Annotated in this window: 25 protein-coding genes; 13 read left to right on the top strand and 12 right to left on the bottom strand. The window is 72.6% G+C overall.

Translation table 11 applies throughout. The features are described from left to right. Positions 1-160: 160 nt before the first annotated feature. Complete coding sequence (locus tag NP048_RS10655; RefSeq protein ID WP_227575588.1) at positions 161-520, top strand: oxidoreductase; 360 nt, start codon at positions 161-163, stop codon at positions 518-520. 34 nt (positions 521-554) lie between these two features. Here NP048_RS10655 and NP048_RS10650 read toward each other — a convergent pair whose 3' ends face one another. Then, positions 555-2036 (bottom strand): leucyl aminopeptidase, encoded by a 1482-nt coding sequence (locus NP048_RS10650; protein WP_227575587.1) that lies wholly within the window; start codon positions 2034-2036, stop codon positions 555-557. 80 nt (positions 2037-2116) lie between these two features. On the opposite strand from NP048_RS10650, the gene NP048_RS10645 reads away from it, so the two are divergent. Genes NP048_RS10645 through NP048_RS10630 form a run of 4 tightly spaced genes read left to right on the top strand, consistent with a single transcriptional unit; the run spans position 2117 to position 4206 of the window. After that, entirely contained in the window at positions 2117-2473 is a 357-nt protein-coding gene (locus NP048_RS10645) for a hypothetical protein (protein WP_227575586.1), read from the top strand. Position 2474: 1 nt separating this feature from the next. After that, complete coding sequence (locus tag NP048_RS10640) at positions 2475-2933, top strand: hypothetical protein (RefSeq protein WP_227575585.1); 459 nt, start codon at positions 2475-2477, stop codon at positions 2931-2933. A 5-nt stretch (positions 2934-2938) separates the two neighbouring features. Continuing rightward, complete coding sequence (locus NP048_RS10635; RefSeq protein WP_227575584.1) at positions 2939-3994, top strand: quinone-dependent dihydroorotate dehydrogenase; 1056 nt, start codon at positions 2939-2941, stop codon at positions 3992-3994. After that, positions 3991-4206 carry a hypothetical protein gene (locus tag NP048_RS10630; protein ID WP_227575583.1) on the top strand — a complete coding sequence of 72 codons (216 nt, stop codon included), beginning with the start codon at positions 3991-3993 and terminating at the stop codon, positions 4204-4206. The genes NP048_RS10635 and NP048_RS10630 overlap by 4 nt, the downstream gene beginning before the upstream one ends. Positions 4207-4209: 3 nt before the next feature. On the opposite strand, the gene yczR is transcribed toward NP048_RS10630, so the two are convergent. Next, on the bottom strand, positions 4210-5658 hold the full coding sequence (gene yczR, locus NP048_RS10625; protein WP_227575582.1) for a MocR-like transcription factor YczR: 1449 nt from the start codon (positions 5656-5658) through the stop codon (positions 4210-4212). Positions 5659-5846: 188 nt separating this feature from the next. Between yczR and yczE the strand changes: the two genes are divergently transcribed. Both yczE and NP048_RS10615 read left to right on the top strand, forming a co-directional pair. Then, a complete protein-coding gene (gene yczE, locus NP048_RS10620) occupies positions 5847-6497 on the top strand; it encodes a membrane protein YczE (protein ID WP_308054095.1) in 651 nt (216 codons plus the stop codon). 34 nt (positions 6498-6531) lie between these two features. Further along, the gene (locus tag NP048_RS10615; protein ID WP_227575581.1) at positions 6532-7329 is read left to right on the top strand and encodes a hypothetical protein; all 798 of its coding nucleotides are present in this window, start codon (positions 6532-6534) and stop codon (positions 7327-7329) included. A gap of 22 nt (positions 7330-7351) precedes the next feature. Here NP048_RS10615 and NP048_RS10610 read toward each other — a convergent pair whose 3' ends face one another. Then, a complete protein-coding gene (locus tag NP048_RS10610; protein ID WP_227575580.1) occupies positions 7352-7951 on the bottom strand; it encodes a DUF3043 domain-containing protein in 600 nt (199 codons plus the stop codon). 32 nt (positions 7952-7983) lie between these two features. On the opposite strand from NP048_RS10610, the gene NP048_RS10605 reads away from it, so the two are divergent. Beyond that, entirely contained in the window at positions 7984-9378 is a 1395-nt protein-coding gene (locus tag NP048_RS10605) for a dipeptidase (RefSeq protein WP_227575579.1), read from the top strand. A 36-nt stretch (positions 9379-9414) separates the two neighbouring features. Here the strand turns inward: NP048_RS10605 and NP048_RS10600 are convergent, their stop codons facing one another. From NP048_RS10600 to nadA, 3 genes are all read right to left on the bottom strand, one after another. Then, positions 9415-9933: an acyl-CoA thioesterase gene (locus tag NP048_RS10600; protein WP_227575578.1), complete on the bottom strand. Its 519-nt coding sequence runs from the start codon at positions 9931-9933 to the stop codon at positions 9415-9417. Positions 9934-10050: 117 nt separating this feature from the next. Beyond that, positions 10051-10650, bottom strand: coding sequence for a DJ-1/PfpI family protein (locus tag NP048_RS10595; RefSeq protein ID WP_227575577.1), 600 nt, complete (start codon positions 10648-10650; stop codon positions 10051-10053). Positions 10651-10682: 32 nt separating this feature from the next. Then, positions 10683-11879, bottom strand: a complete 1197-nt coding sequence (gene nadA / locus NP048_RS10590) for a quinolinate synthase NadA (RefSeq protein ID WP_227575576.1) — start codon at positions 11877-11879, stop codon at positions 10683-10685. Between the two features lie 97 nt (positions 11880-11976). Here nadA and NP048_RS10585 point away from each other — a divergent pair, with 97 nt between their 5' ends. Together NP048_RS10585 and erpA are read left to right on the top strand one after the other, a co-directional pair. Beyond that, positions 11977-13251, top strand: a complete 1275-nt coding sequence (locus tag NP048_RS10585) for a glycerate kinase family protein (RefSeq protein WP_308054094.1) — start codon at positions 11977-11979, stop codon at positions 13249-13251. Between the two features lie 73 nt (positions 13252-13324). Next, positions 13325-13675 (top strand): iron-sulfur cluster insertion protein ErpA, encoded by a 351-nt coding sequence (gene erpA / locus NP048_RS10580; protein WP_227575575.1) that lies wholly within the window; start codon positions 13325-13327, stop codon positions 13673-13675. 84 nt (positions 13676-13759) lie between these two features. Here erpA and NP048_RS10575 read toward each other — a convergent pair whose 3' ends face one another. Next, positions 13760-14923 (bottom strand): cysteine desulfurase family protein, encoded by a 1164-nt coding sequence (locus tag NP048_RS10575; RefSeq protein WP_308054093.1) that lies wholly within the window; start codon positions 14921-14923, stop codon positions 13760-13762. A gap of 213 nt (positions 14924-15136) precedes the next feature. Between NP048_RS10575 and ctaC the strand changes: the two genes are divergently transcribed. From ctaC to NP048_RS10560, 3 genes are read left to right on the top strand one after another with little or no spacing between them, the layout of a single operon-like run. After that, positions 15137-16006: an aa3-type cytochrome oxidase subunit II gene (gene ctaC / locus NP048_RS10570; RefSeq protein ID WP_227575574.1), complete on the top strand. Its 870-nt coding sequence runs from the start codon at positions 15137-15139 to the stop codon at positions 16004-16006. After that, positions 16006-17829: an aa3-type cytochrome oxidase subunit I gene (gene ctaD / locus NP048_RS10565; protein ID WP_227575573.1), complete on the top strand. Its 1824-nt coding sequence runs from the start codon at positions 16006-16008 to the stop codon at positions 17827-17829. The genes ctaC and ctaD overlap by 1 nt, the downstream gene beginning before the upstream one ends. Then, the gene (locus tag NP048_RS10560) at positions 17826-18224 is read left to right on the top strand and encodes a cytochrome c oxidase subunit 4 (protein WP_227575572.1); all 399 of its coding nucleotides are present in this window, start codon (positions 17826-17828) and stop codon (positions 18222-18224) included. Before ctaD ends, NP048_RS10560 begins: the two co-directional genes overlap by 4 nt. Before the next feature lie 219 nt (positions 18225-18443). Here the strand turns inward: NP048_RS10560 and NP048_RS10555 are convergent, their stop codons facing one another. The 5 genes from NP048_RS10555 to ctaE form a co-directional block, all read right to left on the bottom strand. Beyond that, entirely contained in the window at positions 18444-19073 is a 630-nt protein-coding gene (locus tag NP048_RS10555; protein ID WP_227575571.1) for a superoxide dismutase, read from the bottom strand. A gap of 122 nt (positions 19074-19195) precedes the next feature. Beyond that, positions 19196-20947 carry a cytochrome bc1 complex cytochrome b subunit gene (qcrB, locus tag NP048_RS10550; protein WP_227575570.1) on the bottom strand — a complete coding sequence of 584 codons (1752 nt, stop codon included), beginning with the start codon at positions 20945-20947 and terminating at the stop codon, positions 19196-19198. After that, complete coding sequence (gene qcrA, locus NP048_RS10545) at positions 20944-22002, bottom strand: cytochrome bc1 complex Rieske iron-sulfur subunit (protein ID WP_227575569.1); 1059 nt, start codon at positions 22000-22002, stop codon at positions 20944-20946. Before qcrA ends, qcrB begins: the two co-directional genes overlap by 4 nt. Then, the gene (qcrC, locus tag NP048_RS10540) at positions 21999-22784 is read right to left on the bottom strand and encodes a cytochrome bc1 complex diheme cytochrome c subunit (protein WP_227575568.1); all 786 of its coding nucleotides are present in this window, start codon (positions 22782-22784) and stop codon (positions 21999-22001) included. Before qcrC ends, qcrA begins: the two co-directional genes overlap by 4 nt. Positions 22785-22854: 70 nt before the next feature. Further along, positions 22855-23502 (bottom strand): aa3-type cytochrome oxidase subunit III, encoded by a 648-nt coding sequence (gene ctaE, locus NP048_RS10535; protein ID WP_227575567.1) that lies wholly within the window; start codon positions 23500-23502, stop codon positions 22855-22857. Positions 23503-23538 lie beyond the last annotated feature (36 nt).

Raw genomic sequence — 23538 nt, 5'->3', positions numbered from 1 at the left:
ATCTTGTCATCCCGGTCGCGTCGCGACGAACCGTCTAGCACGTCTGATGGTGTGAGTCCCACGACAGTCGTCCCATGACCTGGCAGCGGGGTGTGCTCGCGGACACATCTGCCGGACGCCGTCCAGGCGGCACCCGGCCGCCGTCGGTAGTCTGCGGCGCATGGGTCTGTTCTCCCGCCGGCGTCCGAGTCGGTCCGCCGCACCCACCGGTGCGCCCGCCGGACGCGAGGCGCGCGCCGAGACACTGGCGTACCTGCGCGACTTCGTGGCGACCCGGGTGGGGGTCGAGGCCTACGTGGAGCCGCAGACGAACGTCACCCCCACGACGCTCATGCTCGTGGCCACCGACGGGGAGTGGACGCGGCGCAAGGTCCCCGACGAGCGCGCGGCCGCAGCGCTCGCGCGCGACCTGCAGATCCCCGTGTACGACGTCCAGCGCACGGGCTACCCGCAGCGCGTGCGCGACTGGAACTCGCGACAGCGCATCGAGCGCAAGCGGCGCGCGGCGGGACGCGCCTGAGGGCCCGCCCGGCCGCCACGCCGCCCCTCTCGTCTCAGGACGCGCGCTGCTCCAGCAGCCGCAGGAGGGTCCGGACCCCCACGCCCGTGCCGCCGACGGGGGTGTAGCCGAAGGCGGTCCGCTCGTTGAACGCCGGACCGGCGACGTCGAGGTGCGCCCACGGCGTGGTGCCGACGAACTCCTGCAGGAAGATCCCGGCGGTGAGCATCCCGCCGAACCGGTCGCCGATGTTGGCGAGGTCGGCCACCTTCGACTTCAGGCCGGCGCGCAGGTCCGCCGGCAGCGGCATGGGCCAGAACTGCTCGCCCGCGTCGTGCGCCGCGTCGACGAGCTCCGCGCGGGCCTCGTCCGTGCCCATGACGGCCGAGACGCGGTGGCCGAGCGCGACGACCTGCGCACCGGTGAGCGTCGCGATGTCGACGACGAGGTCCGGCTTCTCCTCGACCGCCGCGACCAGGCCGTCGGCCATGACCAGCCGGCCCTCGGCGTCGGTGTTGAGCACCTCGACGGTCGTGCCGCCGCGGATCGTGACGACGTCGGACGGCCGCTGCGCGGTGCCGGACGGCATGTTCTCCGCGAGGCACAGCCAGCCGGTCACGGCGACGGGCAGACCGAGACGCGCCGCTGCGACCACGGTGTGGAGCACGGCGGCCGCCCCGGCCATGTCGGACTTCATCGCCTCCATGCCGGCGGCGGGCTTGATGGAGATGCCGCCGGAGTCGAACGTGATGCCCTTGCCGACGAGTGCCACGTGCCCGGACGCCTTGGCCGGCGCGTAGGCGACCTTGACGAGCCGCGGCGGGCGCGCCGAACCCTGACCGACACCCACGATGCCGCCGTAGCCGCCCGCTGCCAGGGCCTTCTCGTCGAGCACGGTGACCTTCAGCGACTTGGCGCCCGACGCCTTGACGGCGGCCTTCGCGGCGTCCGCGAACGCCTCGGGGAACAGGTCGTTGGGCGCCGCGTTCACCAGGTCGCGCGTCGCGTGGACTGCAGCCGCGAGCACCTCGGCACGTGCGACGGCGGACTGGGTGTCCTTGTCGCGGGCGAGCGTCGTCACGACCTCGATGCGTCCGACGGGCGCGTCCTGGCTGTGGTACCGGTCGTACACGTAGGCGCCGAGCAGCGCGCCCTCGGCGACGGCGGCCACTGCCGCCGCGTCGTCTGCGGGCAGGGCGAGGGCGACGGAGCCCAGGCCGACCAGCTCGCGAGTCGCGGCGCCGCTCGCGCGTCGCAGGAGCTCGACGCCCGCGGGTGAGGTGGTGTCGGCCGGCCCGTCGCCGAGCCCCGTCACGACCAGCGTGGCGGCACGCAGGCCGGCACCCGGGAGCCGGCGGACCTCGTCGACCGCGCCGGTGATGCCCAGCCGCGCACCGTCCTGCGCGATCTGGCGCGTCAGCTCGGCCGGGAGCCAGTCGGCTCCCACCGGGACCACGGACGTGCCCTGGACGCGCACGCCCACGACGACCGCGTCGACGTCGAGCTGGCTGGGGTCGGAAGAGGTCAGCGAGATCACACGGCGATCGTACCGGCGGCACGCTCAGGGGCGGGGGCGCCTGTGTGTGCTGCGCACCGGCGACGGTAGGTTGTGGACCCGTGTTCACCCCTCTCGCGCTGCTCGTGGCGGCGCTCTGCCTCGCGCTGGCCTGCTGGGCCGCGTGGTTCGTGGTCGCCGATCGCGCCGTCGTCCTGCGTCAGCTGTGGGGTGGTGCCGTCGTGGAGGGCGTGCTGCTCCTGCAGGCGGTCGTCCTGGCCGTCGTGCAGGTCCGTGGTGACCAGGACGTCGACGGCTTGCTGCTGTGGGGCTACGTCGTCACGCAGCTGATCGTGCTGCCGGTCGCCGCGGCCTGGGCGTTCGCGGAACGGACGCGCTGGAGCTCGGTGGTGCTGCTCGTCGCGGCGCTGACCGTGGCGTTCCTCGAGCTGCGGCTCCTGCAGATCTGGGCGGCGTGAGATGACGACAGCGACGTCGGGGGCCGCGCCCGCGCACCGACCGACGGGCACCGGCGGGGGCCGGATGCTCGTCGCGGTGTACGGCGTGCTCGCGCTGGCGGCGACCGCTCGGGGCCTGTACCAGGTCGGGACCAAGCTGGACGAGGCACCGGTCGCCTACGGGCTGTCCCTGATGGCCGGGATCGTCTACCTGGTCGCGACCTACGCGCTCGCGCGCGACCGGCGGTCGCTGGCGTGGGTCACCGTCGGATTCGAGCTCGTCGGGGTGCTCGTCGTCGGGACCTTGTCGATGGTCGACGTCGGGGACTTCCCGGACGAGACGGTGTGGTCGCAGCTGGGCGCCGGGTACGGGTACGTGCCGCTCGTGCTGCCCTTCGTCGGGCTGTGGTGGCTGCGGCGCACCGGACGCGCGCCGGCCGTGGACATCCCGCCTCCCGGCGCACCGCCCGCCGTAGGGTGAGCGCCGTGTACCGGCTGCTGTTCGACCTGGTCTTCCGTCGCATGGACCCCGAGCGCGCGCACGAGGTCGCGTTCGCCCTCATCGGCGCCGTGGGCCGTGTACCCGGCCTGCGCCGCGCGGTGTCGCTGGTCCTGGGCGTCCCACGCGGAGGCGCCGGGCAGGTCCAGGTCTGGGGCCGCACGCTCCCGGGGCGGTTCGGCCTGGCGGCGGGATTCGACAAGAACGCCCGCGCGGTCGAGGGCCTGGCGATGCTCGGGTTCGCGTTCGTCGAGATCGGGACCGTCACGGCGCACCCGCAGCCGGGCAACGAGCGGCCGCGTCTGTGGCGTGTGGTCGAGGACCGGGCCCTGCGCAACCGGATGGGCTTCAACAACGAAGGGTCCGCGAGGGTCGCGGCGCGGCTGCGCCGCCTGCGGAGCACCCCGCACGGCCGTGCGCTCGTCGTCGGGGCCAACATCGGCAAGACGAAGGTGACGCCGGCGGCCGACGCGCCGTCCGACTACGCGATCAGCGCCGAGCGCCTCGCGCCGTACGCGGACTACCTCGTCGTGAACGTCTCGTCACCCAACACGCCGGGGCTGCGGGACCTGCAGGCGGTCGACGCGCTGCGCCCCGTCCTCACGGCGACCCGCGACGCAGCCGGCGAGGCAACCGCGCGGGCCGGGCTCCCGCCGGTGGCGGTCCTGGTGAAGATCGCGCCCGACCTCTCGGACGACGACGTCGACGCCGTCGCGGACCTCGTCACGGAGCTGGGCCTCGACGGGGTCGTCGCCGTCAACACGACGATCGCCCACGACCTGGGGCCCGGGGGCCTGTCCGGTCCTCCCGTCCTCCCGCGGGGTCTGGACGTGGTGGCCCGGCTGCGGACCCGGCTCGGTCCGGACCCGGTGATCATCGGCGTCGGCGGGATCAGCGGCCCGGCGGACGCCCGTGAGTACCTCGCCGTCGGTGCCACGCTCGTGCAGGCCTACACGGCCTTCATCTACGAGGGCCCGACGCTGCCCGCCCGCATCGGACGCGCGCTCGCCCAGGACGCCGCGCGCATGGCCGGTACGCGATGACCGCGGCGCGGCCCCGGTGGCAGTGGCGGCTCGAGGCGCTCGACGGCTCCGACGTCGAGCGGCCCGGCAGCCCCGTGTTCCTCGCGCGGTTCGAGGCCGAGCAGTGGCTCGGTGAGCACTGGCGTGCGCTCGCCGGCCAGGGTGTGCGGCGCGCCGTGCTGCAGAACGACGGCACGGAGCTCACGCCCGGCGTCGAGCTGCCCGCGGGCTGAGGCTCACACGAGCGCCGGCAGCGCTCCCGGTGCCCCCACGGGCGTCGACCCGCCGAGCGACGCCCACGCGGCGGCGAGCCCGTCGACGGCCCGACGCAGCGCGTCGACGGGCTGCGAGAAGGGCACCCGGAGGTGGTCGTCGAAGGTGCCGTCGACGCCGAACGCGGGGCCCGGCGCGATGCGCACACCGTGCCCGTGCGCGAGAGCCGCGAGCGCCGTGGACACGGGTCGCCCGAGGTCGACCCAGGTCGACAGCCCGCCCGCGGGGACGGGCACGCCCCAGTCCGGCAGCGCCTGCGTGAGCATCGCGGTCAGGGCGTCGCGCTGCGTCCGCACGACGCCGCGGCGCTGCGCCAGCACCTCGTCGGCGCGCGCGAGCAGCTCGACCGTGACCAGCTGGTCCAGCACGGACGTGGCGAGGTCCACGTGGGCGCGCCGCTGTGCGAGCGTGGCGACGAGGTCCGGGTGACCTCGCACCCACCCGACGCGCAGCCCGCCCCAGAACGACTTCGACGCCGAGCCCACGCACACGACGTACCGGTCGGCGGCGGCACCACCCGCGAACGGTGCCGGCTCGGGACCGTCGAGCGTGAGGTCGGTGAGCGTCTCGTCACCGACGACGACCGTCCGGGTGCGGCGCGCGAGGTCCCGCACGCGCTCGCGGTCCGCCGCGGACAGCGACGTGCCGGTCGGGTTGTGGTGGTCGGGCACGAGGTAGACGAGGCGTGGGGACGCCTGGCGCACGGTGGACGACAGCAGCTCGAGGTCGGTCCCGTGCGGGGTCACGGGGACGGGAACGGGACGGGCGCCGGTCGCGCGTACCGCGTCGATCGCGTGCGGGTACGTCGGGTGCTCGACGACGACGCGATCACCCGGGCCTGCGAACGCCCCGGCCAGGAGGTGGATCGCCTGCTGCCCGCCGGTGGTGACGAGCACCTGGTCGGGTGTGGTGGGCAGGCCGCGCGCCGTGTAGCGCTCCGCGACCGCTGCCCGCAGCTCGGGCAGGCCGAGCGGGAGGTACCCCGCGCCGGTCCCGTGGCGCGGGAGCACGTCGAGGGCGGCGGCGCACGCCTCGGCCAGCTGGGGCGGCGCCGGTGGGGCCGCTGCCGACATGTCGACGATCCCGTCCTCGACGGTGCCCAGCCGGGCGGGCGCCCGGTCACCCGCGTGCGACGGCAGGGTCGTCACGGTCCCCGACCCGCGCCGGCTGACCAGGAAGCCCTCGTCACGCAGCAGGTCGTAGGCGGCGGTGACGGTGGTGCGCGACAGGCCCAGCGCCTCGGCGACCTCGCGCTCGCCCGGCAACCGGGTCGCCAGCGGCAGCGTCCCGGAGCGCGTGAGCCCGCGCAGCGCGTCGGCCAGGGACTGGTAGGCGGGGCCCTGGTGCTGCCACGACCCGAGCAGGGCCCGGAGCCGCGCCCCGTTGATGCGACGATCCACGTTCACCGACATGGGTCCACTCTTGACGAAGTGGCTATGGATAACAAGGCCACCCGTCGCGAGGGTGGGGCCATGCTCTGGTTCGTGGCCTCCTTCCCTCTCGCGGTCGTGCTCGTCGCCCTCGCCCGGTGCGTCCGCGGCGACGGGCTCGGCCATCGACCGCCTCCCAGCCGACCCGGTGACGAGCGAGGCGCGACGTGGTGAGGCCCGCCCCCGACGGAGCGCGCACCGAGGACCAGGTGGTGCCGCGCGGTCGGGCCGGTGCGCGCCGCGGCGCGCAGCTCGGAGCCGGGCTCGTCCTGTACGCCGCCTCCGTCGCGCTGCTCGTCCACCCGGCGCTCGGGTCGATGCCCTGGGACGTGCTGAGCCAGGGGGTCGCACGCGTGACCGGGTGGACCTTCGGGACGACCACCGTCGTGATCTCGCTCGTCGTCCTCGTGTGCTGGGTGCCGCTGCGCCAGCGCCCGGGAGTCGGCACCGCGGCCAACGTGCTCGTGATCGGTGCGCTGGTCGACCCGTTCCTCGCGCTCGCGGCGATGCTGCCCGAGCCGCTGCCGCTCGCCGTCCGCGTGGCGATGGTCGTGCTGGGGGTCGGCGTCAACGCGGTGGCGACCGGGCTGTACGTGGGGGCGCGACTCGGCCCCGGGCCGCGGGACGGGCTGATGACGGGGCTCGTCGCACGGACCGGGCACCCGGTCCGGTGGGTGCGCGGCGCGATCGAGGTCCTCGTCGTGGCGGCGGGGTGGGCCCTCGGGGGAACGGTGGGCCTCGGCACGCTCGCGTACGCGCTGGCGATCGGGCCGCTCGTCCACGTGCTGCTGCCGCGACTGACCGTGCCGACCGAGGGGTAGCCTGCCGCCAGGTGGGACGTCGTCGAGGAGGGTCATGTACGCGGTCGGTGCGGTGGTCGACGGTTTCGAGCTGACCCCGTCGGGAGAGTGGGTGCGCCTGTCACCGACCGGGGGATCGCCCTACCGGATCGGTGACGTCGTCGACGGGCACATGCTCGACGACGACCTGACCTGGGTCCCGCTGCGCCGCGCGCCGGTCCAGCCGTACGTGGCCGGCGACCTCGTCGACGGGTACGTGCTGACCCCGGACGGCGAGTGGGTCCCCCTCGACTCGCGGGTGCGAGGACGAGCGGCCGGGGAGCCCTCGCGTCGGCAGGCGCCGCAGCCGGCTGCGGGCACCGGCGCCCGTGGCGAGCAGTCGGCCGCGCAGCGCTCTGCGCGTCGGGCAGCCGAGCATCAGCTCGCGGCGGAGAGAGCTGCGGCCGACCGGCGGGCGGTGTCGCAGGAGGCGTCGGCGGAGCAGCGGGCGACCCAGAACCGCGCGGCCGACGCGCGCGCGGCGGCGGGGCGCGCGTCCGAGCGGGCGCGCCAGGTCGAGGCCGCCCGGGCGCAGCAGAGCAGCGCATCGACCGCCGTGCAGGGTGCCGCGCCGCCGGCCCGACGCACGTACCGGGTCGGTGACGTCGTCAACGGGCACGTGCTCACCCCGGACCACCGCTGGGTGCCCGTGGGCGGCGCGCCGTCACGACCGTCGACCCCCGGGCAGGCGGCGCGTCAGCAGCCACGCCCCGGGACGGAGCAGCCCGCACGCCGTAGCGGCATCCCGCCGATCGTGCCGCTGCTCTTCGTCGGATTCCTGGTGCTGCAGGCCGTGCGGGCCTGCGCGGGCTGAACGGCGCCGGAGCGCCGTCCCGTCAGGCCGGGTGCTGCCCGTGCTGGACCCGGGGCTTCGGGAGCCTCATCGGCCGCAGCTGGAACGCACGCATCACCGCGTACATCGCCAGGCCGCGGGGCAGCGCCTCGGCGCCGAACTTGGCGACGAGACGCTTCTTCAGGCCCCGCCACATCATCGCGACGTCGAACATCGCGGTGACGATGTAGGCGTAGAGCACCACGAGCGAGATCTCTGCGACGAGGGGTGCGCTGATCGCGGTGACGAGCTGCAGGACGAGGCAGAACGCGGCGAACGGCAGGAAGAACTCGCCCAGGTTCCAGCGTGCGTCGATGCTGTCGCGCACGTAGCGGCGCACCGGGCCCCGGTCGCGCGCCGGCATGTGGCGCTCGTCGCCGTTGCGCATCGCCTGGTACTCCAGGTCACGCTGGACACGGGCCTTGGCGCGGGCTTCGCGCGCAGCGGCTCGACGGTCCGCGGGGACGAGGGGGCGCTTGTTGCGGGCCTCCGCCTCCTTGCGCTTCGGCGTCGGGCGACCCTTGCCGGAGGGAGTGGGCTGCGGCGGCTCGTCGACGACGGGCGCGTCGACGGTCAGCGGGGGATCCTGCTTGCGTCCGAACACTCCTCCAGGGTAGTCGAGTAGCGTCGTACGACGTGACCACCACCGATCCCGTCCCCACCCTGACCGACGAGCGGGTCGCGACGCTGCGCGAGCGCGTCGCGGCGCAGTTCGCCGGTGTCCGTGCCGACCTCGAGGCGCTCGTGCGCATCCCGAGCGTCTCGAACGCCGAGTTCGACCAGGCGCACGTGGAGGCGTCGGCCACCGCGGTCGCGCGTCTGCTGGCGGACGCAGGCATGCCCCAGGTGGACGTGCTGCGCGTCACGGGCCGGGACGGCGCGACCGGCGCGCCCGCGGTCGTCGCGCGTCGTCCGGCACCCGCCGGCGCGCCGACCGTGCTGCTGTACGCCCACCACGACGTGCAGCCGCCGGGGGAGGACGCCCACTGGTCCACGGAGCCCTTCGAGCCCACGCAGCGCGGCGAGCGGCTGTACGGCCGCGGCGCCGCGGACGACAAGGCCGGTGTCGTGGCCCACGTGGGCGCGCTGCGCGCGCTGGGCGACGAGCTCGGCGTCGGTGTGACCGTGTTCGTCGAGGGCGAGGAGGAGATCGGCTCCCCGACGTTCGTGGACTTCCTGCACGCGCACCGCGACCTGCTCGCCGCCGACGTCATCGTCGTGGCCGACTCGTCCAACTGGAAGGTGGGCGTCCCCGGCCTGACCACGTCGCTGCGCGGCCTGGTCGACCTCGTGGTGGACGTCGAGGTCCTCGACCACGCCGTCCACTCGGGCATGTTCGGCGGCCCGCTGCTCGACGCACCGACGCTGCTGGCCCGCCTCATCACGACCCTGCACGACGAGCAGGGTGACGTCGCGGTCGCGGGCCTGGTGCATGCCGCCGACCCGCAGGTCGACTACGACGAGGCCGACCTGCGCGCCGACGCCGGCGTCCTCGAGGGCGTGCGCCTGGCCGGCACCGGCCCGCTGACGGCGCGGCTGTGGACCCGCCCGTCGATCGGGGTCATCGGTCTGGACGCGCCGCGCGTCGCGAGCGCCTCGAACACCCTCACGCCGCGCGCGTCCGCCAAGCTCTCGGTGCGCCTCGCGCCCGGGCAGGACCCCGCGGCGGCGATGGCCGCCATGCGCGAGCACCTGCTGACGCACGCTCCGTTCGGTGCCCGGGTCACTGTGCACGAGGGGGAGCAGGGCAGGCCCTTCCAGGCGCCGGCCGACTCGGCGGGGATGCGGGCCGCGCGCTGGGCCATGGGCACGTCGTGGGGCACGCCGCCCGTCGACATCGGGGTCGGCGGGTCGATCCCGTTCATCAGCGACCTGCTCGACGTGTACCCCGACGCCACGATCCTCGTCACCGGGGTCGAGGACCCCGACTCGCGAGCCCACGGTGCGGACGAGTCGGTGCACCTGGGTGAGCTCGAGCGGGTCGTGCTCGCCGAGGCGCTCCTGCTGGAGGTGCTGACGCCCCGCGCCTGAGCGCGAGGCTCGCGACCGAGGGCGGGCGCGCCGCCGTCAGCGGTGCGCGACGTCCACCGCGCGCGCCCAGGTGGCCACGTCGTCGGGGAGCGTCGGGCTCACGCGGTCGCCGCCGTCGATCGCGGACACGACGTCGGCGGGGGCGATGCGGTCACCCGCGCGGGACAGGAACCGACCGGCGACCCAGCCGCGCGCGACGAGCTGCCCGTCGCGCTCGACGACCTGCTCGAGGTAGACGACGCGGCCGTCCCACCCCAGCACCCGGGTCGTGACCGTGAACCGCTGGCCCAGCGTCAGGGAGCGGCGGTAGCTCATGGTCGACGCAGCGACGACCGGGTACCAGCCGCGTGCGGATAGCCTGCCGAACGCCCCGAGGTCGGCGAGGTAGTTGGACCGCCCCAGGTCCATGTACTGCAGGTACACCGCGTTGTTGACGTGCCGGTACAGGTCGAGGTCGCCGAGCCGCACCCGCAGGTGCGTCACGGAGGGGTCGAGCAGGTCCCGCCCGGCGACGGCGGCACGCGGACGGAGGGTGACGAGGGCGAGCTGCAGCATCCGGGACACCGTCGGTACGTTACCGACGGTTCCGGTCGAGCTCGTGCGGGGGCCGGACGGGCGGGGTTCAGGACGGCCGGGGTTTCAGGACGGGCGGGGTTTCAGGACGGGCGGGGTTCAGACGGTCGGGGCCGGGTCGTACTGGATGCCCCGCCGCACGCCCCGCGCGGCCTCGGGGGACTCCAGCCGGGAGACCAGGTGCAGCGCCATGTCGATCCCTGCCGACACGCCGGCCGACGTGATGACGTCGCCGTCGTCCACGAACCGTGCGTCGACGTCGACGAGCACGGTCGGGTCGGCCGCGACCAGGTCGTCGAGGCAGCCGTGGTGCGTGGTCGCCGGTCGGGCGGTCAGGAGACCCGCGGCGGCGTAGACGAGAGCACCCGTGCACACGCTGGTCATCAGCGGCGTGCAGGCCCGCATCGTCCGCACCCAGGCGAGGTGCTGCTCGTCGGCCATCAGGGAGCGCGTGCCGAACCCGCCGGGGTGGACCAGCACCGTGAGCGGCCCGACGTCCTCGGCGCTCGTGTCGGGCACGAGCCGCAGTCCCTTCGCGCAGCGCACCCCGCCCCCGTCGACCGAGAAGGTCAGGACGTCGGGGCGCAGCGGGCTGTGCCGTGCCCACCACGCGAGCACCTCCCACGGGCCGACGACGTCGAGCTCCTCCACGTCGTCGAACACGAGCAGGCCCACACGCAGCGCGGACTGGGTCGGCATCGACGGCCTCCTCGAGGTCGGTTGTGGAGCGGTCAGATCCCCGGCAGCGCCAACATCTGGTCCAGTGCGACGCGCGCCCAGTGCGCGTCGTCGGGGTCGACCACGATCCGGTTGGGGACGCGGCCCTCGACGAGCGACTCGAGCGCCCAGACCAGGTGCGGCAGGTCGATCCGGTTCATGGTCGAGCAGAAGCACACCGTGGAGTCGAGGTAGTGCACCGTGAGCTCCGGGTGCTGTGCCGCGAGGCGCCGGACGAGGTTGAGCTCGGTCCCGATGGCCCAGGACGACCCGGGCTCGGCCGCGTCGAGGGCCTGGATGATGTACTCCGTCGACCCGACCATGTCGGCCGCGGTGACGACCTCGTGCGTGCACTCGGGATGCACCAGGACCGTCACACCGGGCACGGCGGCACGCACGTCGGTGACGTTGCGCACCGAGAACCGACCGTGCACCGAGCAGTGACCGCGCCACAGGATCATCCGCGCGTCCCGCAGCTGCTGCGCCGTGACGCCACCGCCGGGCTTGCGGGGGTCGAAGACCACGCAGTCGTCGAGCGACAGACCGAGCCGGGTGACGGCGGTGTTGCGACCGAGGTGCTGGTCCGGCATGAACAGCACCTTGCCGCGGCCGTCGACGCCGCCGACCTTGTCGAACGCCCACCGCAGCGCGACGTGGGCGTTGGACGAGGTGCAGACCGTGCCGCCATGACGACCCGTGAACGCCTTGATGGCGGCGGTGGAGTTCATGTAGGTCACCGGCACGGTGTCCTGCGCGACCCCGGCGTCGACGAGCACGTCCCAGGCGTCCTCGACCTGGTCAATCGCCGCCATGTCGGCCATCGAGCAGCCGGCCGCCAGGTCCGGCAGCACGACCTGCTGCGTGTCCGCCGTGAGGATGTCGGCCGACTCCGCCATGAAGTGCACGCCGCAGAACACCACGAACTCCGCGTCGGGCCGCGCCGCAGCCTCGCGCGCGAGCTTGAACGAGTCGCCGGTGACGTCGGCGAACGCGATCACCTCGTCGCGCTGGTAGTGGTGCCCGAGGACGAAGGCGCGGTCGCCCAGGGCCGCGCGCGCCGCACGGGCGCGGGCGAGCAGCGTGGGGTCGCCCGGCTCGGGCAGGGCGCCGACGCACTCGACGCCACGCTCGGAGGCCAGGTCCACGCCGCGGCCGAGCAGCAGCAGGGCCGACGGGGCAGGCTCGGTGAACGTGCCGGTGGGGGTGCTCACGGCGGAATGATCCCACAGGGTCTCGGCACGCGGCAGGACCGCCCGGCGGGCACCACCGCTGGTCCCGGTGGTGCCCGGCACGTGCCACCATCGGGGCGTGCGCGTCCTGATGGCCCCCGACGGCTTCGGCACCAGCCTCACACCTGCCGAGGCGGCCGACGTGCTGCGCGCCGGCTGGGTGGACGGCGCGCCGCACGACACGGTGGACGTGTGCCCGCTGGCCGACGGGGGTCCGGGATTCGTCGCGACGCTGCACGCCACGCTCGGCGGTGACCTCGAGCCGGTGACCGTGACGTCGCCCGTCGGGGAGCCGGCACCGGCCGCGCTGCTGCGCGTCGGTACGACCGTCCACGTGGAGTCCGCGCACGCGCTCGGGCTGGCGCTCGTGCCGCCCGACCTGCGCGACCCGACGCGCACGACGAGCCTCGGTGCCGGCGAGCTGGTCGCGGCGGCGCTGCCGGGGGCGCACCGGGTCGTCGTGGGGCTGGGCGGGTCCGCCACCAACGACGCGGGCGCCGGGCTCCTCGTCGCGCTCGCCCGCGCACTGCTGCCCGCGGGCGCGGTGGCGCCCGACGTCGCCGCGCGCATGAGCAGCGGGGGCGGGGCGCTGGGCGACGTCGGGGTCGACGACCTGCGCTGGCTGCCGGACCTGCGAGCCGCCCTGCGGACGGTCGACCTGCTGGCCGCGGTCGACGTCGACGTGCCGCTGCTGGGGCTGCAGGGCGCGTCGGCAGGCTTCTCCCCGCAGAAGGGCGCGACGCCGCAGCAGGCGCAGGACCTCGAGCGCGCGCTCGGCGCGTTCGCGCACGCCGCGACGACCGCCGCGGGGCCGCTGCGCACGGGACCGGGTGCGGACCTGCTCGGCACGAGTGACGTGCGCGCGGCCCGGTTGTCGGCGCTGCCGGGCGCCGGTGCCGCGGGAGGCCTGGGATTCGCCCTGGCGCTGCTCGGGGCCCGGCTGCTGCCCGGGGCGCGACTGGTCGCGGACGCGGTCGACCTGCCGGCGCGCATCGCCGCGCACGACCTCGTCGTCACCGGCGAAGGACGCACCGACTGGCAGTCGCTGCACGGCAAGGTCGTGGCCGAGGTCGCCGGGCGCGCCCTGGCCTTCGCGGTGCCGGTCGTGGTCGTCTCGGGCGAGGTGCTCGTCGGGCGTCGCGAGCTCTCCGCCGCGGGCGTGACCGCCGCCTACGCCGTGGCGGAGGGCCCCGAGGCGGTCCGGGCCGCGCTCGGCGACCCGGCGGGCACGCTGCGCAGCCGGACGGCTCGCGTCGCGCGCACCTGGTCGCCCCTGCGCGAAGGGTCGGGCCACCGGAACGGTCCGCCGCCGTCCGCCGCGGGCACCGCCGAGGCCCCGCACGGCGGAGCGTAGGCTGATGGGGAACAACGGTCCGAGCGACGGTGTTGGCGTCGTCGACGAACGTTCTGGCGAACCCGGGAGTGACATGAGCGAGACCACGCAGACCTCGACGCACGGCGTCCAGCTCACCGACGTGGCTGCCGGCAAGGTGCGCAGCCTCCTCGAGCAGGAGGGGCGCGACGACCTGCGTCTGCGCGTGGCCGTGCAGCCCGGCGGCTGCTCGGGCCTGATCTACCAGCTGTACTTCGACGAGCGCCTGCTCGACGGTGACGCGACGCGTGACTACGACGGCGTCGAGGTGGTCGTGGACCGCATGAGCGTCCCGTACCTCGACGGCGCCACCATCGACTTCGCGGACACGATCGAGAAGCAGGGCTTCACGATCGACAACCCCAACGCTGGCAGCGCCTGCGCGTGCGGCGGCTCCTTCAGCTGACGCCACACCCGTCCGGCTCCACGGGCCCGCACCCCTCGGGTGCGGGCCCGTGCGTGTCCGAGTGTCCGCAGGTGCGACGGAGGGTCAGGCGCCCAGCGCTGCGCGCACCTCTGCGACGGCCCCCGGCAGCACGTCGCAGAACCGGTGGACGTCGGCCGCGGCGACGTCGTGCGGCAGGCACAGCCGCACGTTGCCCTGGGTGAGCACGCCCATGGCCGCGAGCACGTGGCTCGGCTCGAGGGTGCTCGACGTGCACGCGGACCCCGACCCGACGCCGAACCCGGCGCGGTCGAGACGGTCGACGATCGCCTCCCCGTCGACGTAGAGGCACGAGAACGTCACGACGTGCGGCAGCCGGTCGACCGGGTCCCCGACGACCTGGACGTCCGGGACCTCCGCCGCGACCCGGTGGCGGACCACGTCGACGAGCGCCCGGCGGTGCGCGTCCGCCGCCGCTCGCTGCGCCACGGCCTCCTGCAGCGCGACCGCCGCCGCGAGCGCCATGGGGACGTGGACGCCGCCGGGGGACCACCGCTCGTCGTCCTCCGGCCAGTCGGGGCTGCGACGCACGCCCGTGCGCGTCACCACGACCCCCAGCGGAGGGCCGCCCCAGTCGCCCGCGTCGGCCACCATCACGTCCCCGGCCCGACCGATGTCTACGTGCCCCACGCTGGCGCCCACGTCGACCAGCAGGGGGACGCCCGCCCGACGCATCGCCTCGTGGACGTCGTCGACGGGTTGCCGGGTCCCCACCTCACCGTTCGCGTGCTGCAGCACCGCCACGGCCGCGTCCTCGCCCACGACGGCGGCGAACAGCTCGGGGTCGACGCGACCGTCGGCGTCCACCCCGACCGTCCGGACGTCACCGCCGCCGGCCGCGGCGGCGAACGCCGCGGCGTGGTGCAGGGCGGCGCGCTCGACGGCGCTCACGACGACGTCCGCGCCCGTCCGGCGACGGCCGCGGGCGACCGAGCGGACGGCACCGTGCAGCGCGAGCGTGTGGGTCGGGACGAGGTCGACCTCGTCAGGGCGTGCGCCGAGGGACTCCGCGAGCGCCTCGCGGGCACCGTCCAGCAGGAGCCGGGCGCGCCGCCCCTCGGCGAACAGCCGTCGCGGGTCGGCCCAGCCCTGGTCGAGCGCCTCGAGCAGGGCCGCGCGGGCGGTGGCGCGCAGCGGTGCGTGGCCGGCGACGTCGAGCACGGCCCGGGCCGCGCGTGCGCCGGGGGCGCCGGGGGGAGGAGAGCTCACGCGGGCACGGTAGCGCCGTCGGCGACGGCCCGTCGCCGTCCCACCAGCGGGGCCGTCGGTGTGACGGTGCTGACACCACGTCGTCAAACGAGCGGCGCAGCACGTGAGGGGCGCCACGGCGCGCTACGCTGACCCGGTCGAGGACGAAGGTCCCGCACGGCTGAGTACCCAGGCACGGGACGTCGTCGGTGGGACGTGAGTGGAAGGCTCTCCGTGCACCCGGTTCCCCCCCGCCGCATCCGGCGCGCCACCGTCGCCGTGCTGGCCACGGCGCTCGTGCTCGTGCTCAGCGGCTGCTCCGAGTCGGTCCAGCGCGGCTGGCTCCCCGGCTACTCCGACCAGGAGGTCACCGACCAGACCGGTCGGGTGGTCTCGCTCTGGGTGGGCTCGTGGATCGCCGCACTCGCGGTCGGCGTCATCACGTGGGGCCTGATCCTGTGGTGCGTCGCGGTGTACCGCAAGCGCAAGGACGACCACACGCTCCCCGTGCAGCTGCGCTACCACGTGCCGCTCGAGATCATGTACATCCTGCTGCCGGTCGTCATGGTTGGCGTGCTCTTCTACCACACCAACGAGGACACCCTCGCGCTGCAGGACACCTCGGCCGAGCCGGACGTGAACATCCAGGTCGTCGGCAAGCAGTGGAGCTGGGACTTCAACTACCTCGACGAGGACGTCTACGAGACGGGCCAGCACGCGGAGGACATCGGTGGCGACCCGGCCGCGCTGGGCGAGCAGGTGACGCTCTACCTGCCCGTCGACCAGCGTGTCGAGTTCACGCTGGACGCGCGCGACGTCATCCACTCCTTCTGGATCCCGGAGTTCCTCTACAAGCAGGACATGATCCCCGGGCACACCAACACCTTCCAGGTCACGCCGACGCGCGAGGGCGTGTACCGCGGCAAGTGCGCCGAGCTCTGCGGGGAGGAGCACTCTTCGATGCTGTTCAACGTCGAGGTCGTCTCCCAGGAGGAGTACGAGGCGCAGATGGAGAAGCTGCGCGAGCGTGGACAGACCGGTGCACTCGGCCTCGAGTACAACCGGCTCCAGGACCTCAACGACGTGGCGGAGGACGAGCACTGATGGCGGCGCACACCGAGGTCATCCCCGGACTGTCACCCCGGCGGCAGACGCTGGGACGGACGGTCGTGAAGTGGATCACCTCCACCGACCACAAGACGATCGGGTACATGTACCTGATCACGTCGTTCGTGTGGTTCGCGATCGGCGGCATCCTGGCGCTGCTCATCCGTGCCGAGCTGTTCCAGCCGGGCATGGACCTGTTCCAGTCCAAGGAGCAGTACAACCAGGCCTTCACGATGCACGGCACGATCATGCTGCTGCTGTTCGCGACACCGCTGTTCGCGGGCTTCGCCAACATCATCATGCCGCTGCAGATCGGCGCACCGGACGTCGCGTTCCCGCGGCTCAACATGTTCGCGTACTGGCTGTACCTGTTCGGCGGGCTCATCGCCGCCGCGGGCTTCCTCACGCCGCAGGGCGCCGCCTCCTTCGGCTGGTTCGCCTACGCGCCGTTGTCGAACCAGATGTACTCACCAGGGCTCGGGGGAGACCTCTGGGTCTTCGGCCTGGCCCTCACCGGGTTCGGCACCATCCTCGGCGCCGTCAACTTCATCACCACGGTCGTCACGATGCGCGCGCCCGGCATGACGATGTTCCGCATGCCGATCTTCACCTGGAACATCCTGGTGACGTCGCTGCTGGTGCTCATGGCGTTCCCGCCGCTGGCCGCGGCGCTGTTCGCCCTCGGTGCCGACCGACGCCTCGGGGCGCAGGTGTTCAACCCCGACAACGGTGGCGCACTGCTGTGGCAGCACCTGTTCTGGTTCTTCGGGCATCCGGAGGTCTACATCATCGCGCTGCCGTTCTTCGGCATCGTCTCGGAGATCCTGCCGGTGTTCAGCCGCAAGCCGATCTTCGGCTACAAGGGCCTGATCTACGCGACGATCGCTATCGCGGCGCTGTCGGTCACGGTCTGGGCGCACCACATGTACGCCACCGGCGCGGTGCTGCTGCCGTTCTTCGCCTTCATGACGATGCTCATCGCCGTACCGACCGGCGTGAAGTTCTTCAACTGGATCGGCACGATGTGGCGCGGCAAACTGACGTTCGAGACGCCGATGCTCTGGTCGATCGGCTTCCTCGTGACGTTCCTCTTCGGTGGTCTGACCGGCGTCATCCTGTCGAGCCCCGCGCTGGACTTCCACCTCTCCGACACCTACTTCGTGGTCGCGCACTTCCACTACGTGGTGTTCGGGACGGTCGTGTTCGCGATGTTCGCCGGGTTCTACTTCTGGTGGCCGAAGTTCACGGGTCGCATGCTCGACGAGCGGCTCGGCAAGATCCACTTCTGGCTGCTGTTCGTGGGCTTCCACATGACGTTCCTCATCCAGCACTGGCTGGGTGTGGTCGGGATGCCGCGTCGGTACGCCGACTACTCGCCGGCGGACGGCTTCACGTGGATGAACCAGGTCTCGACGGTCGGTTCCGCGATTCTCGCCGCGTCGACCCTGCCGTTCCTCTGGAACGTCTACATCACCTGGCGCAACGCGCCCAAGGTGACGGTCGACGACCCGTGGGGGTACGGCGGGTCGCTGGAGTGGGCGACGAGCTGCCCCCCGCCGCGCCACAACTTCACGTCGCTGCCCCGGATCCGTTCCGAGCGTCCTGCCTTCGACCTGCACCACCCGGAGGTCGCTGCGATGGACCACGTCGCGCCGGACGACCCGGGACCGCTGGACTGGGCTCCGCAGCAGACCGGTGAGCGCGAGCTCGCGGAGGAGCGTGTGGCCCGGGGGACCGGCGAGGAGAGCCAGTCCTCGGCGGCCGTCGTCGAGGGTGACGTCGAGGACGTGCGCGAGCGGCGCGAGGGGGAGGACCGATGAAGATCGAGGCAAAGCTCTTCCTGTACGGCGTCCTCTTCTTCTTCCCGGTGGGCCTGATCTACGGCCTGTGGAGCGACGGTGAGGCGGTCGGCACCGTCAGCATCCCGCTGGTCGGCGGACTCGTGGGGATGATCGGCGGCTACTTCGCGCTCCTCGCGCGTCGGATCGATGCACGTCCAGAGGACGACGAGCTCGGCGAGATCGAGCAGGGTGCCGGCAACCAGGGCACGTTCAGCCCGTGGAGCTGGTGGCCGCTGGTCGTCGCGCTCGGCGCCTCGGTCGCGTTCCTCTCGCTGGCTGTCGGTTGGTGGCTCATGGTGCCCGCCGCTGTGCTCGGCGTCATCGGCCTGGTCGGCTGGATGTTCGAGTACTCCCGCGGTCAGCACGCGCACTGAGGCTGCACACAGCCGCACGACGACGGCCCGTCACCATCAGGTGGCGGGCCGTCTCGGCGTTCCGGGTGCGGTCCGCTGCCGATCGGGGCCACCGGAAGCCAGGGTGGCGCCCGCTGCGGGCTCCCGGAGGGAGTCGCAGGGAAGGAACGCAACAGCCGCCCGCCCTGAGGGGCGAGCGGCTGTTGCGTTGCTGCGGCCGCCGGAGCGGCCTGCGTGTCGTCAGGCCGAGGCGACGATGAGCCCGGCCGTCTGGGTACGCGCGCGCGTGAAGCGCTCCGAGGCGTCCGCCCAGTTGACGATGTTCCACCAGGCCTTGATGTAGTCCGCCTTGACGTTGACGTAGTCGAGGTAGAAGGCGTGCTCCCACATGTCGAGCACGACGATCGGCACGAGGCCCAAGGGGTAGTTGCTCTGCTGGTCGTACAGCTGGAAGATCGCGAGCTTCTGGCCCACCGAGTCCCAGCCCAGGATCGACCAGCCGGAGCCCTGGATGCCCGCGGCGTTCGCAGCGAAGTGCTTCTGGAACCCGTCGAACGACCCGAAGTACTCGTCGATCGCGGCCGCGAGCTCGCCCGTGGGCTTGTCGCCGCCGTCGGGGGAGAGGTTCTCCCAGAAGACCGAGTGGTTGACGTGCCCACCGAGGTTGAACGCGAGGTTCTTCTCGTGCAGGTTCACCGCGGCGAAGTCGCCCGTCTCGCGCGCGGCAGCGAGCTTCTCGAGTGCCGTGTTGGCGCCCGTGACGTACGCGGCGTGGTGCTTGTCGTGGTGCAGCTCCATGATCCTGCCGGAGATGTGCGGCTCGAGCGCCGCGTAGTCGTACGGCAGATCCGGGAGGGTGTAGTCAGCCATCTCGTACCTCTCCTGCGTCGGGTGGCGGGTGGGAGCACCCGCCCGGAAACGCCGTCGCGGTGCCCGGCGCATCCGGCCGGACACCGCGAACGGTCGTCTGTCAGGTCAACTCTGGCCCAGGATCAGGTGTTCCGCGTCTCGGGGCCGGTCTCATCCTCCGGGCGCAGGCGTGTGCCGCCACCCGTCGGAGCACCCTCGGCGATCAGCTGCGCGGGGGCCTTCTCCTGGTCGGAGCCGAGCGCGTCGTGCTCACCGTGGGAGTGCGACGCCTCCAGCTCGGCGGGCGTCACCGGCTCGACGCGGTCCTCGTAGAAGACCTGCGAGAGACGCTGGCGCATGCGGTCGAGACGGTAGCCCTTGCGGCGGACGCCGCGGGAGTCCTCGGCCGGCTCGATCTCGATCGGCCGGATCGCGTCGTGCTGGACACGAAGCCAGCGCTCGTGAGCGTCGAGGGGCTTGTGCACCTCGATGTACTCGCCGGAGGCGAACCGCACGATCTGACCGGTCTCGTGCCCGTGGAGGACGAGCTCGCGGTCCTTGCGCTGCAGACCGAGGCAGATGCGCTTCGTGATGACGAACGCCGCCCAGGGGGCCAGGAAGAACAGGAACCGGAAGACCCACGTGATGTCGTTGATCGACAGGTCGAAGTGCGTCGCGAGGAGGTCGTTGGAGCCGGCGAGCACCAGGATGAAGAAGGCCATGAGGACCGACACACCGAAGGCCGTGCGGAAGGGCCGGTTGCGCGGCCGGTCGAGCACGTGGTGCTCACGCTTGTCGCCCGTCGCGAACGCCTCGACGAACGGGTAGAGCGCCAGCAGCGTGAACAGCACACCGGGCACCACCACGGCGGGGATCAGCACGTTGAGCGACAGGGTGTAGCCGTCCGGACCGAACAGCACGTACTCCATCTGCCCCGGCATGAGTCGCAGCGACCCCTCGAGGAAGAGCATGTACCAGTCCGGTTGTGCGCCGGCGGACACGGGGGAGGGATCGTACGGTCCGTAGTTCCACACGGGGTTGATCGACATCGTCGCGCCCATGAGCGCGATGACACCGAACACCACGAAGAAGTAGCCGCCCGCCTTGGCGACGTAGATCGGGAACAGCGGGTAGCCCACGACGTTCGCGTTGGTGCGGCCCGAACCCGGGTACTGCGTGTGCTTGTGCAGCACGACGAAGAACAGGTGCAGGGCCACGAGCGCCAGGATGAGCCCCGGCACGACGAGGATGTGCAGCGTGAACAGGCGCGGGATGACGTCGTGCCCGGGGAACTCGCCGCCGAAGATGAAGTACGACAGGTAGCTGCCCACGATGGGGATGGAGCGGACCACGCCGTCGGTGATGCGCAGACCGTTGCCGGACAGGACGTCGTCCGGCAGCGAGTAGCCGGTGAAGCCTGCCGCGAGGCCGAGGATCATGAGGACGAACCCGACGACCCAGTTGAGCTCGCGCGGCTTGCGGAACGCACCGGTGAAGAACACGCGCATCATGTGCGTGACGATCGCGGCCATGAAGATCAGCGCGGCCCAGTGGTGGATCTGCCGCATGAGCAGACCGCCGCGGACCTCGAACGACAGGCGCAGGGTCGAGGCGAACGCCTCGGACATCTCCACGCCGTTCAGCGACGGCCACGGCCCCTCGTAGTGGACCTCGGTCATGCTCGGGACGAAGAACATGGTGAGGAACACGCCGGAGAGGATCAGCGTGATGAAGCTGTAGAGCGCGATCTCACCCAGCAGGAACGACCAGTGGTCGGGGAAGATCTTGCGCGCGAACTCCTTGACAGCGGTCCCGATGCCGGTGCGCTGGTCGAGGTAGTCGGCTGTCGCTGCGGCGGCCTTGCTGCCGCCGCTCGGTGCGGTCGTGGTGCTCATCGCAGCCGCTCCCAGAAGCTCGGACCGATGGGCTCGTGGAAGTCGCTCTGCGCGACCAGGTAGCCCTCGTCGTCGACGGTGATCGGCAGCTGGGGCAGCGGCCGCTTGGCGGGACCGAACACGACCTTCGCGCTGTCGGCGACGTCGAACGTGCTCTGGTGGCACGGGCACAGCAGGTGGTGCGTCTGCTGCTCGTAGAGCGCCACCGGGCATCCCACGTGGGTGCAGATCTTGGAGTAGGCGACGATGCCGTCGTACGACCAGCCCTCACCCTGCTCGGACTTGATGTCCCGGGGGTCCATGCGGACCAGGAGCACCACGGCCTTGGCCTTCTCGTCCAGCGGCGCCTCGGACTCGTCGAGTCCCTCAGGGATCACGTGCACGACCGAGCCGATGGTGACGTCCGCAGCCTTGATGGGACGGCCGGTGGGGTCGATCGTGAGCTTCTTGTTCTTCGCCCATAGTGTGCGCTTGAACTTCGAGACGTTCCAGTCCTCGCCCACCTCGCCGATCAGCGGCAGCACGATGGTGAGCGGGAAGAGCGCGAGCGACGAGACGAGAGCGCCCTTGAGCACGCCGCGTCGCCCGATGCCCGAGTCCTGGGCGCCGTCCCGCAGGACCTGGACGGCCTCGGCGCGCGTCTGGTCCGAGCTGCGCTGCGCGTGACGGTCCTCGGCCTTCTCGTGGTCGTTCATGAGCGACTTGGCCCAGTGGACCGCCGCCAGACCGATGCCCAGCAGCGAGAACGCGAGGCCGAGACCCAGGGCGAGGTTCGACGTGCGCATCGACGCGATCGTGTCGCCCGGGGGGAGCGTGAAGTACGCGACGATGAACCCGATGGTGCCGAGCACCGACAGGGCGAAGAGCGCGACGACCTGACGCTCCGCCCGCTTGTCCGCTGCCGGGTCGACGTCCGCACGCCGAGGGCGGTGCGGGCCGAAGCCGGGGTTGGCGAACTTCTCGACCGAGTCCTCGCCCTCGCGCAGGACGACGTCCGAGCCGGCGGTGTCGTCCTGCGGGTGGCCGTCGTGGCCGTGGTCAGGGGTGATGCTCACGAGGACCTCGCTCCGATCCAGACTGCCGCGCCGATGAGGAGACCCATGCCCACGACCCAGGCCCACAGGCCCTCGCTGACCGGCCCGAGGCTGCCGAGCGTGATGCCGCCGGGTGCGCCCTCGCCCTGCAGGTCGAGGAACGCGATGATGTCCCGCTTCTCGTCGGGCGTCAGGGTGGCGTCGTTGAACACGGGCATGGACTGCGGCCCGGTCAGCATCGCCTCGTAGACGTGCGTGGGCGTCGTCTCCCACAGGTTCGGGGCCCACTTGCCCTCGGACAGCGCGCCACCGGCGCCGATGGCGTTGTGGCACATCGCGCAGTTGGTGCGGAACAGGGCCATGCCGCTCGCCGGGTCGCCGAGGGAGCCGTCGACCTGCTCGGCGGTGGGGACGGCCGGCCCGGCGCCGAGCGAGGCCACGTAGGCGGCGAGCGCCGCGATCTGGTCCTCGTCGAACTGGGCGGGCTTGGCCGGTGCCTGCGGGCCGTTCATCTGCATGGGCATGCGTCCGGTGCCGACCTGGAAGTCGACGGCCGCGGCGCCGACGCCGACGAGGGACGGGACGCCTTCGCGTCCGGTCGCGTCCGGCCCGTGGCACGTCGCGCAGTTGGCCTGGAACAGCTTCTCACCGGTCTGCACCTGGTCCGCCGTCGCCGCGGTGGGAGCGGCGTCGGCAGAGGTCGGGGCCAGCACTGCGTACAGCGCACCGGTGATCAGCAGCGCCAGCAGGAGCAGCACGACCGGCGCACGCCTGTCGTGCCTGCGGGCTGCGAGTGCCTTCACGGATCGGTCCTCGTCTCGCGTGTCGGGGGTGTGCGGGTGGGTGGCGCCGGCCCGCGAGGGCCGGCCGTCGTCATCGGACCAGGTAGATGACCGCGAAGAGCGCGATCCAGACCACGTCGACGAAGTGCCAGTAGTACGAGGTGACGATCGCGGTCGTCTCCTCGTGGTGGGTGAAGCGCTTGGCCGAGAACGAGCGGCCGAGCAGGATGAGGAAAGCGATGAGGCCGCCGACGACGTGCAGGCCGTGGAAGCCGGTGGTCAGGTAGAAGACCGAGCCGTACGGGGACGACGAGATCGTCAGGCCGTGCTCGACCAGCTCGGCGTACTCGAAGATCTGCCCGCCGATGAAGATCGCGCCCATGACGTACGTGAGCGTGATCCACTCGTTCATGCCCCAGCGCCAGAACTGGAGCAGGGAGCCGCTGCGGACCGGCTGCAGCCGCTCCGCGGCCCACACGCCCATCTGGCACGTCACGGACGACAGCACCAGGATCATCGTGTTCGCGAAGGCGAACTGCAGGTTGAGCTTGTCGGTCTGCAGCGCCCACTCCTCCGGCACTGCCGCGCGCACGGTGAAGTACATCGCGAACAACCCTGCGAAGAACATGAGCTCGCTGGCGAGCCACACGATCGTCCCGACCGACACTGGGTTCGGTCGGTTGACGGTCACGTGGGGGACAGGGCGCGAGGCAGCCGTTGCGGTCGACACGTAGGACATTGTGCCTGACGGGAGCGCCGCATGGGTCGTTCGACC

Source organism: Cellulomonas xiejunii (assembly GCF_024508315.1).
GTDB lineage: Bacteria > Actinomycetota > Actinomycetes > Actinomycetales > Cellulomonadaceae > Cellulomonas > Cellulomonas xiejunii.
This window is presented reverse-complemented; position numbering and strand designations above follow the sequence as displayed.

Bases quoted from the DNA above. Each gene is read 5' to 3' on its own strand.
- NP048_RS10630 (WP_227575583.1), top strand. From the start codon at position 3,991: ATGACCGCGGCGCGGCCCCGGTGGCAGTGGCGGCTCGAGGCGCTCGAC.
- NP048_RS10555 (WP_227575571.1), bottom strand. From the start codon at position 19,073: ATGGCTGACTACACCCTCCCGGATCTGCCGTACGACTACGCGGCGCTC.
- NP048_RS10640 (WP_227575585.1), top strand. From the start codon at position 2,475: ATGACGACAGCGACGTCGGGGGCCGCGCCCGCGCACCGACCGACGGGC.
- NP048_RS10615 (WP_227575581.1), top strand. From the start codon at position 6,532: ATGTACGCGGTCGGTGCGGTGGTCGACGGTTTCGAGCTGACCCCGTCG.
- ctaE (WP_227575567.1), bottom strand. From the start codon at position 23,502: ATGTCCTACGTGTCGACCGCAACGGCTGCCTCGCGCCCTGTCCCCCAC.
- qcrB (WP_227575570.1), bottom strand. From the start codon at position 20,947: ATGAGCACCACGACCGCACCGAGCGGCGGCAGCAAGGCCGCCGCAGCG.
- erpA (WP_227575575.1), top strand. From the start codon at position 13,325: ATGAGCGAGACCACGCAGACCTCGACGCACGGCGTCCAGCTCACCGAC.
- yczR (WP_227575582.1), bottom strand. From the start codon at position 5,658: ATGTCGGTGAACGTGGATCGTCGCATCAACGGGGCGCGGCTCCGGGCC.
- NP048_RS10560 (WP_227575572.1), top strand. From the start codon at position 17,826: ATGAAGATCGAGGCAAAGCTCTTCCTGTACGGCGTCCTCTTCTTCTTC.
- NP048_RS10600 (WP_227575578.1), bottom strand. From the start codon at position 9,933: ATGCTGCAGCTCGCCCTCGTCACCCTCCGTCCGCGTGCCGCCGTCGCC.
- ctaD (WP_227575573.1), top strand. From the start codon at position 16,006: ATGGCGGCGCACACCGAGGTCATCCCCGGACTGTCACCCCGGCGGCAG.
- NP048_RS10595 (WP_227575577.1), bottom strand. From the start codon at position 10,650: ATGCCGACCCAGTCCGCGCTGCGTGTGGGCCTGCTCGTGTTCGACGAC.
- NP048_RS10655 (WP_227575588.1), top strand. From the start codon at position 161: ATGGGTCTGTTCTCCCGCCGGCGTCCGAGTCGGTCCGCCGCACCCACC.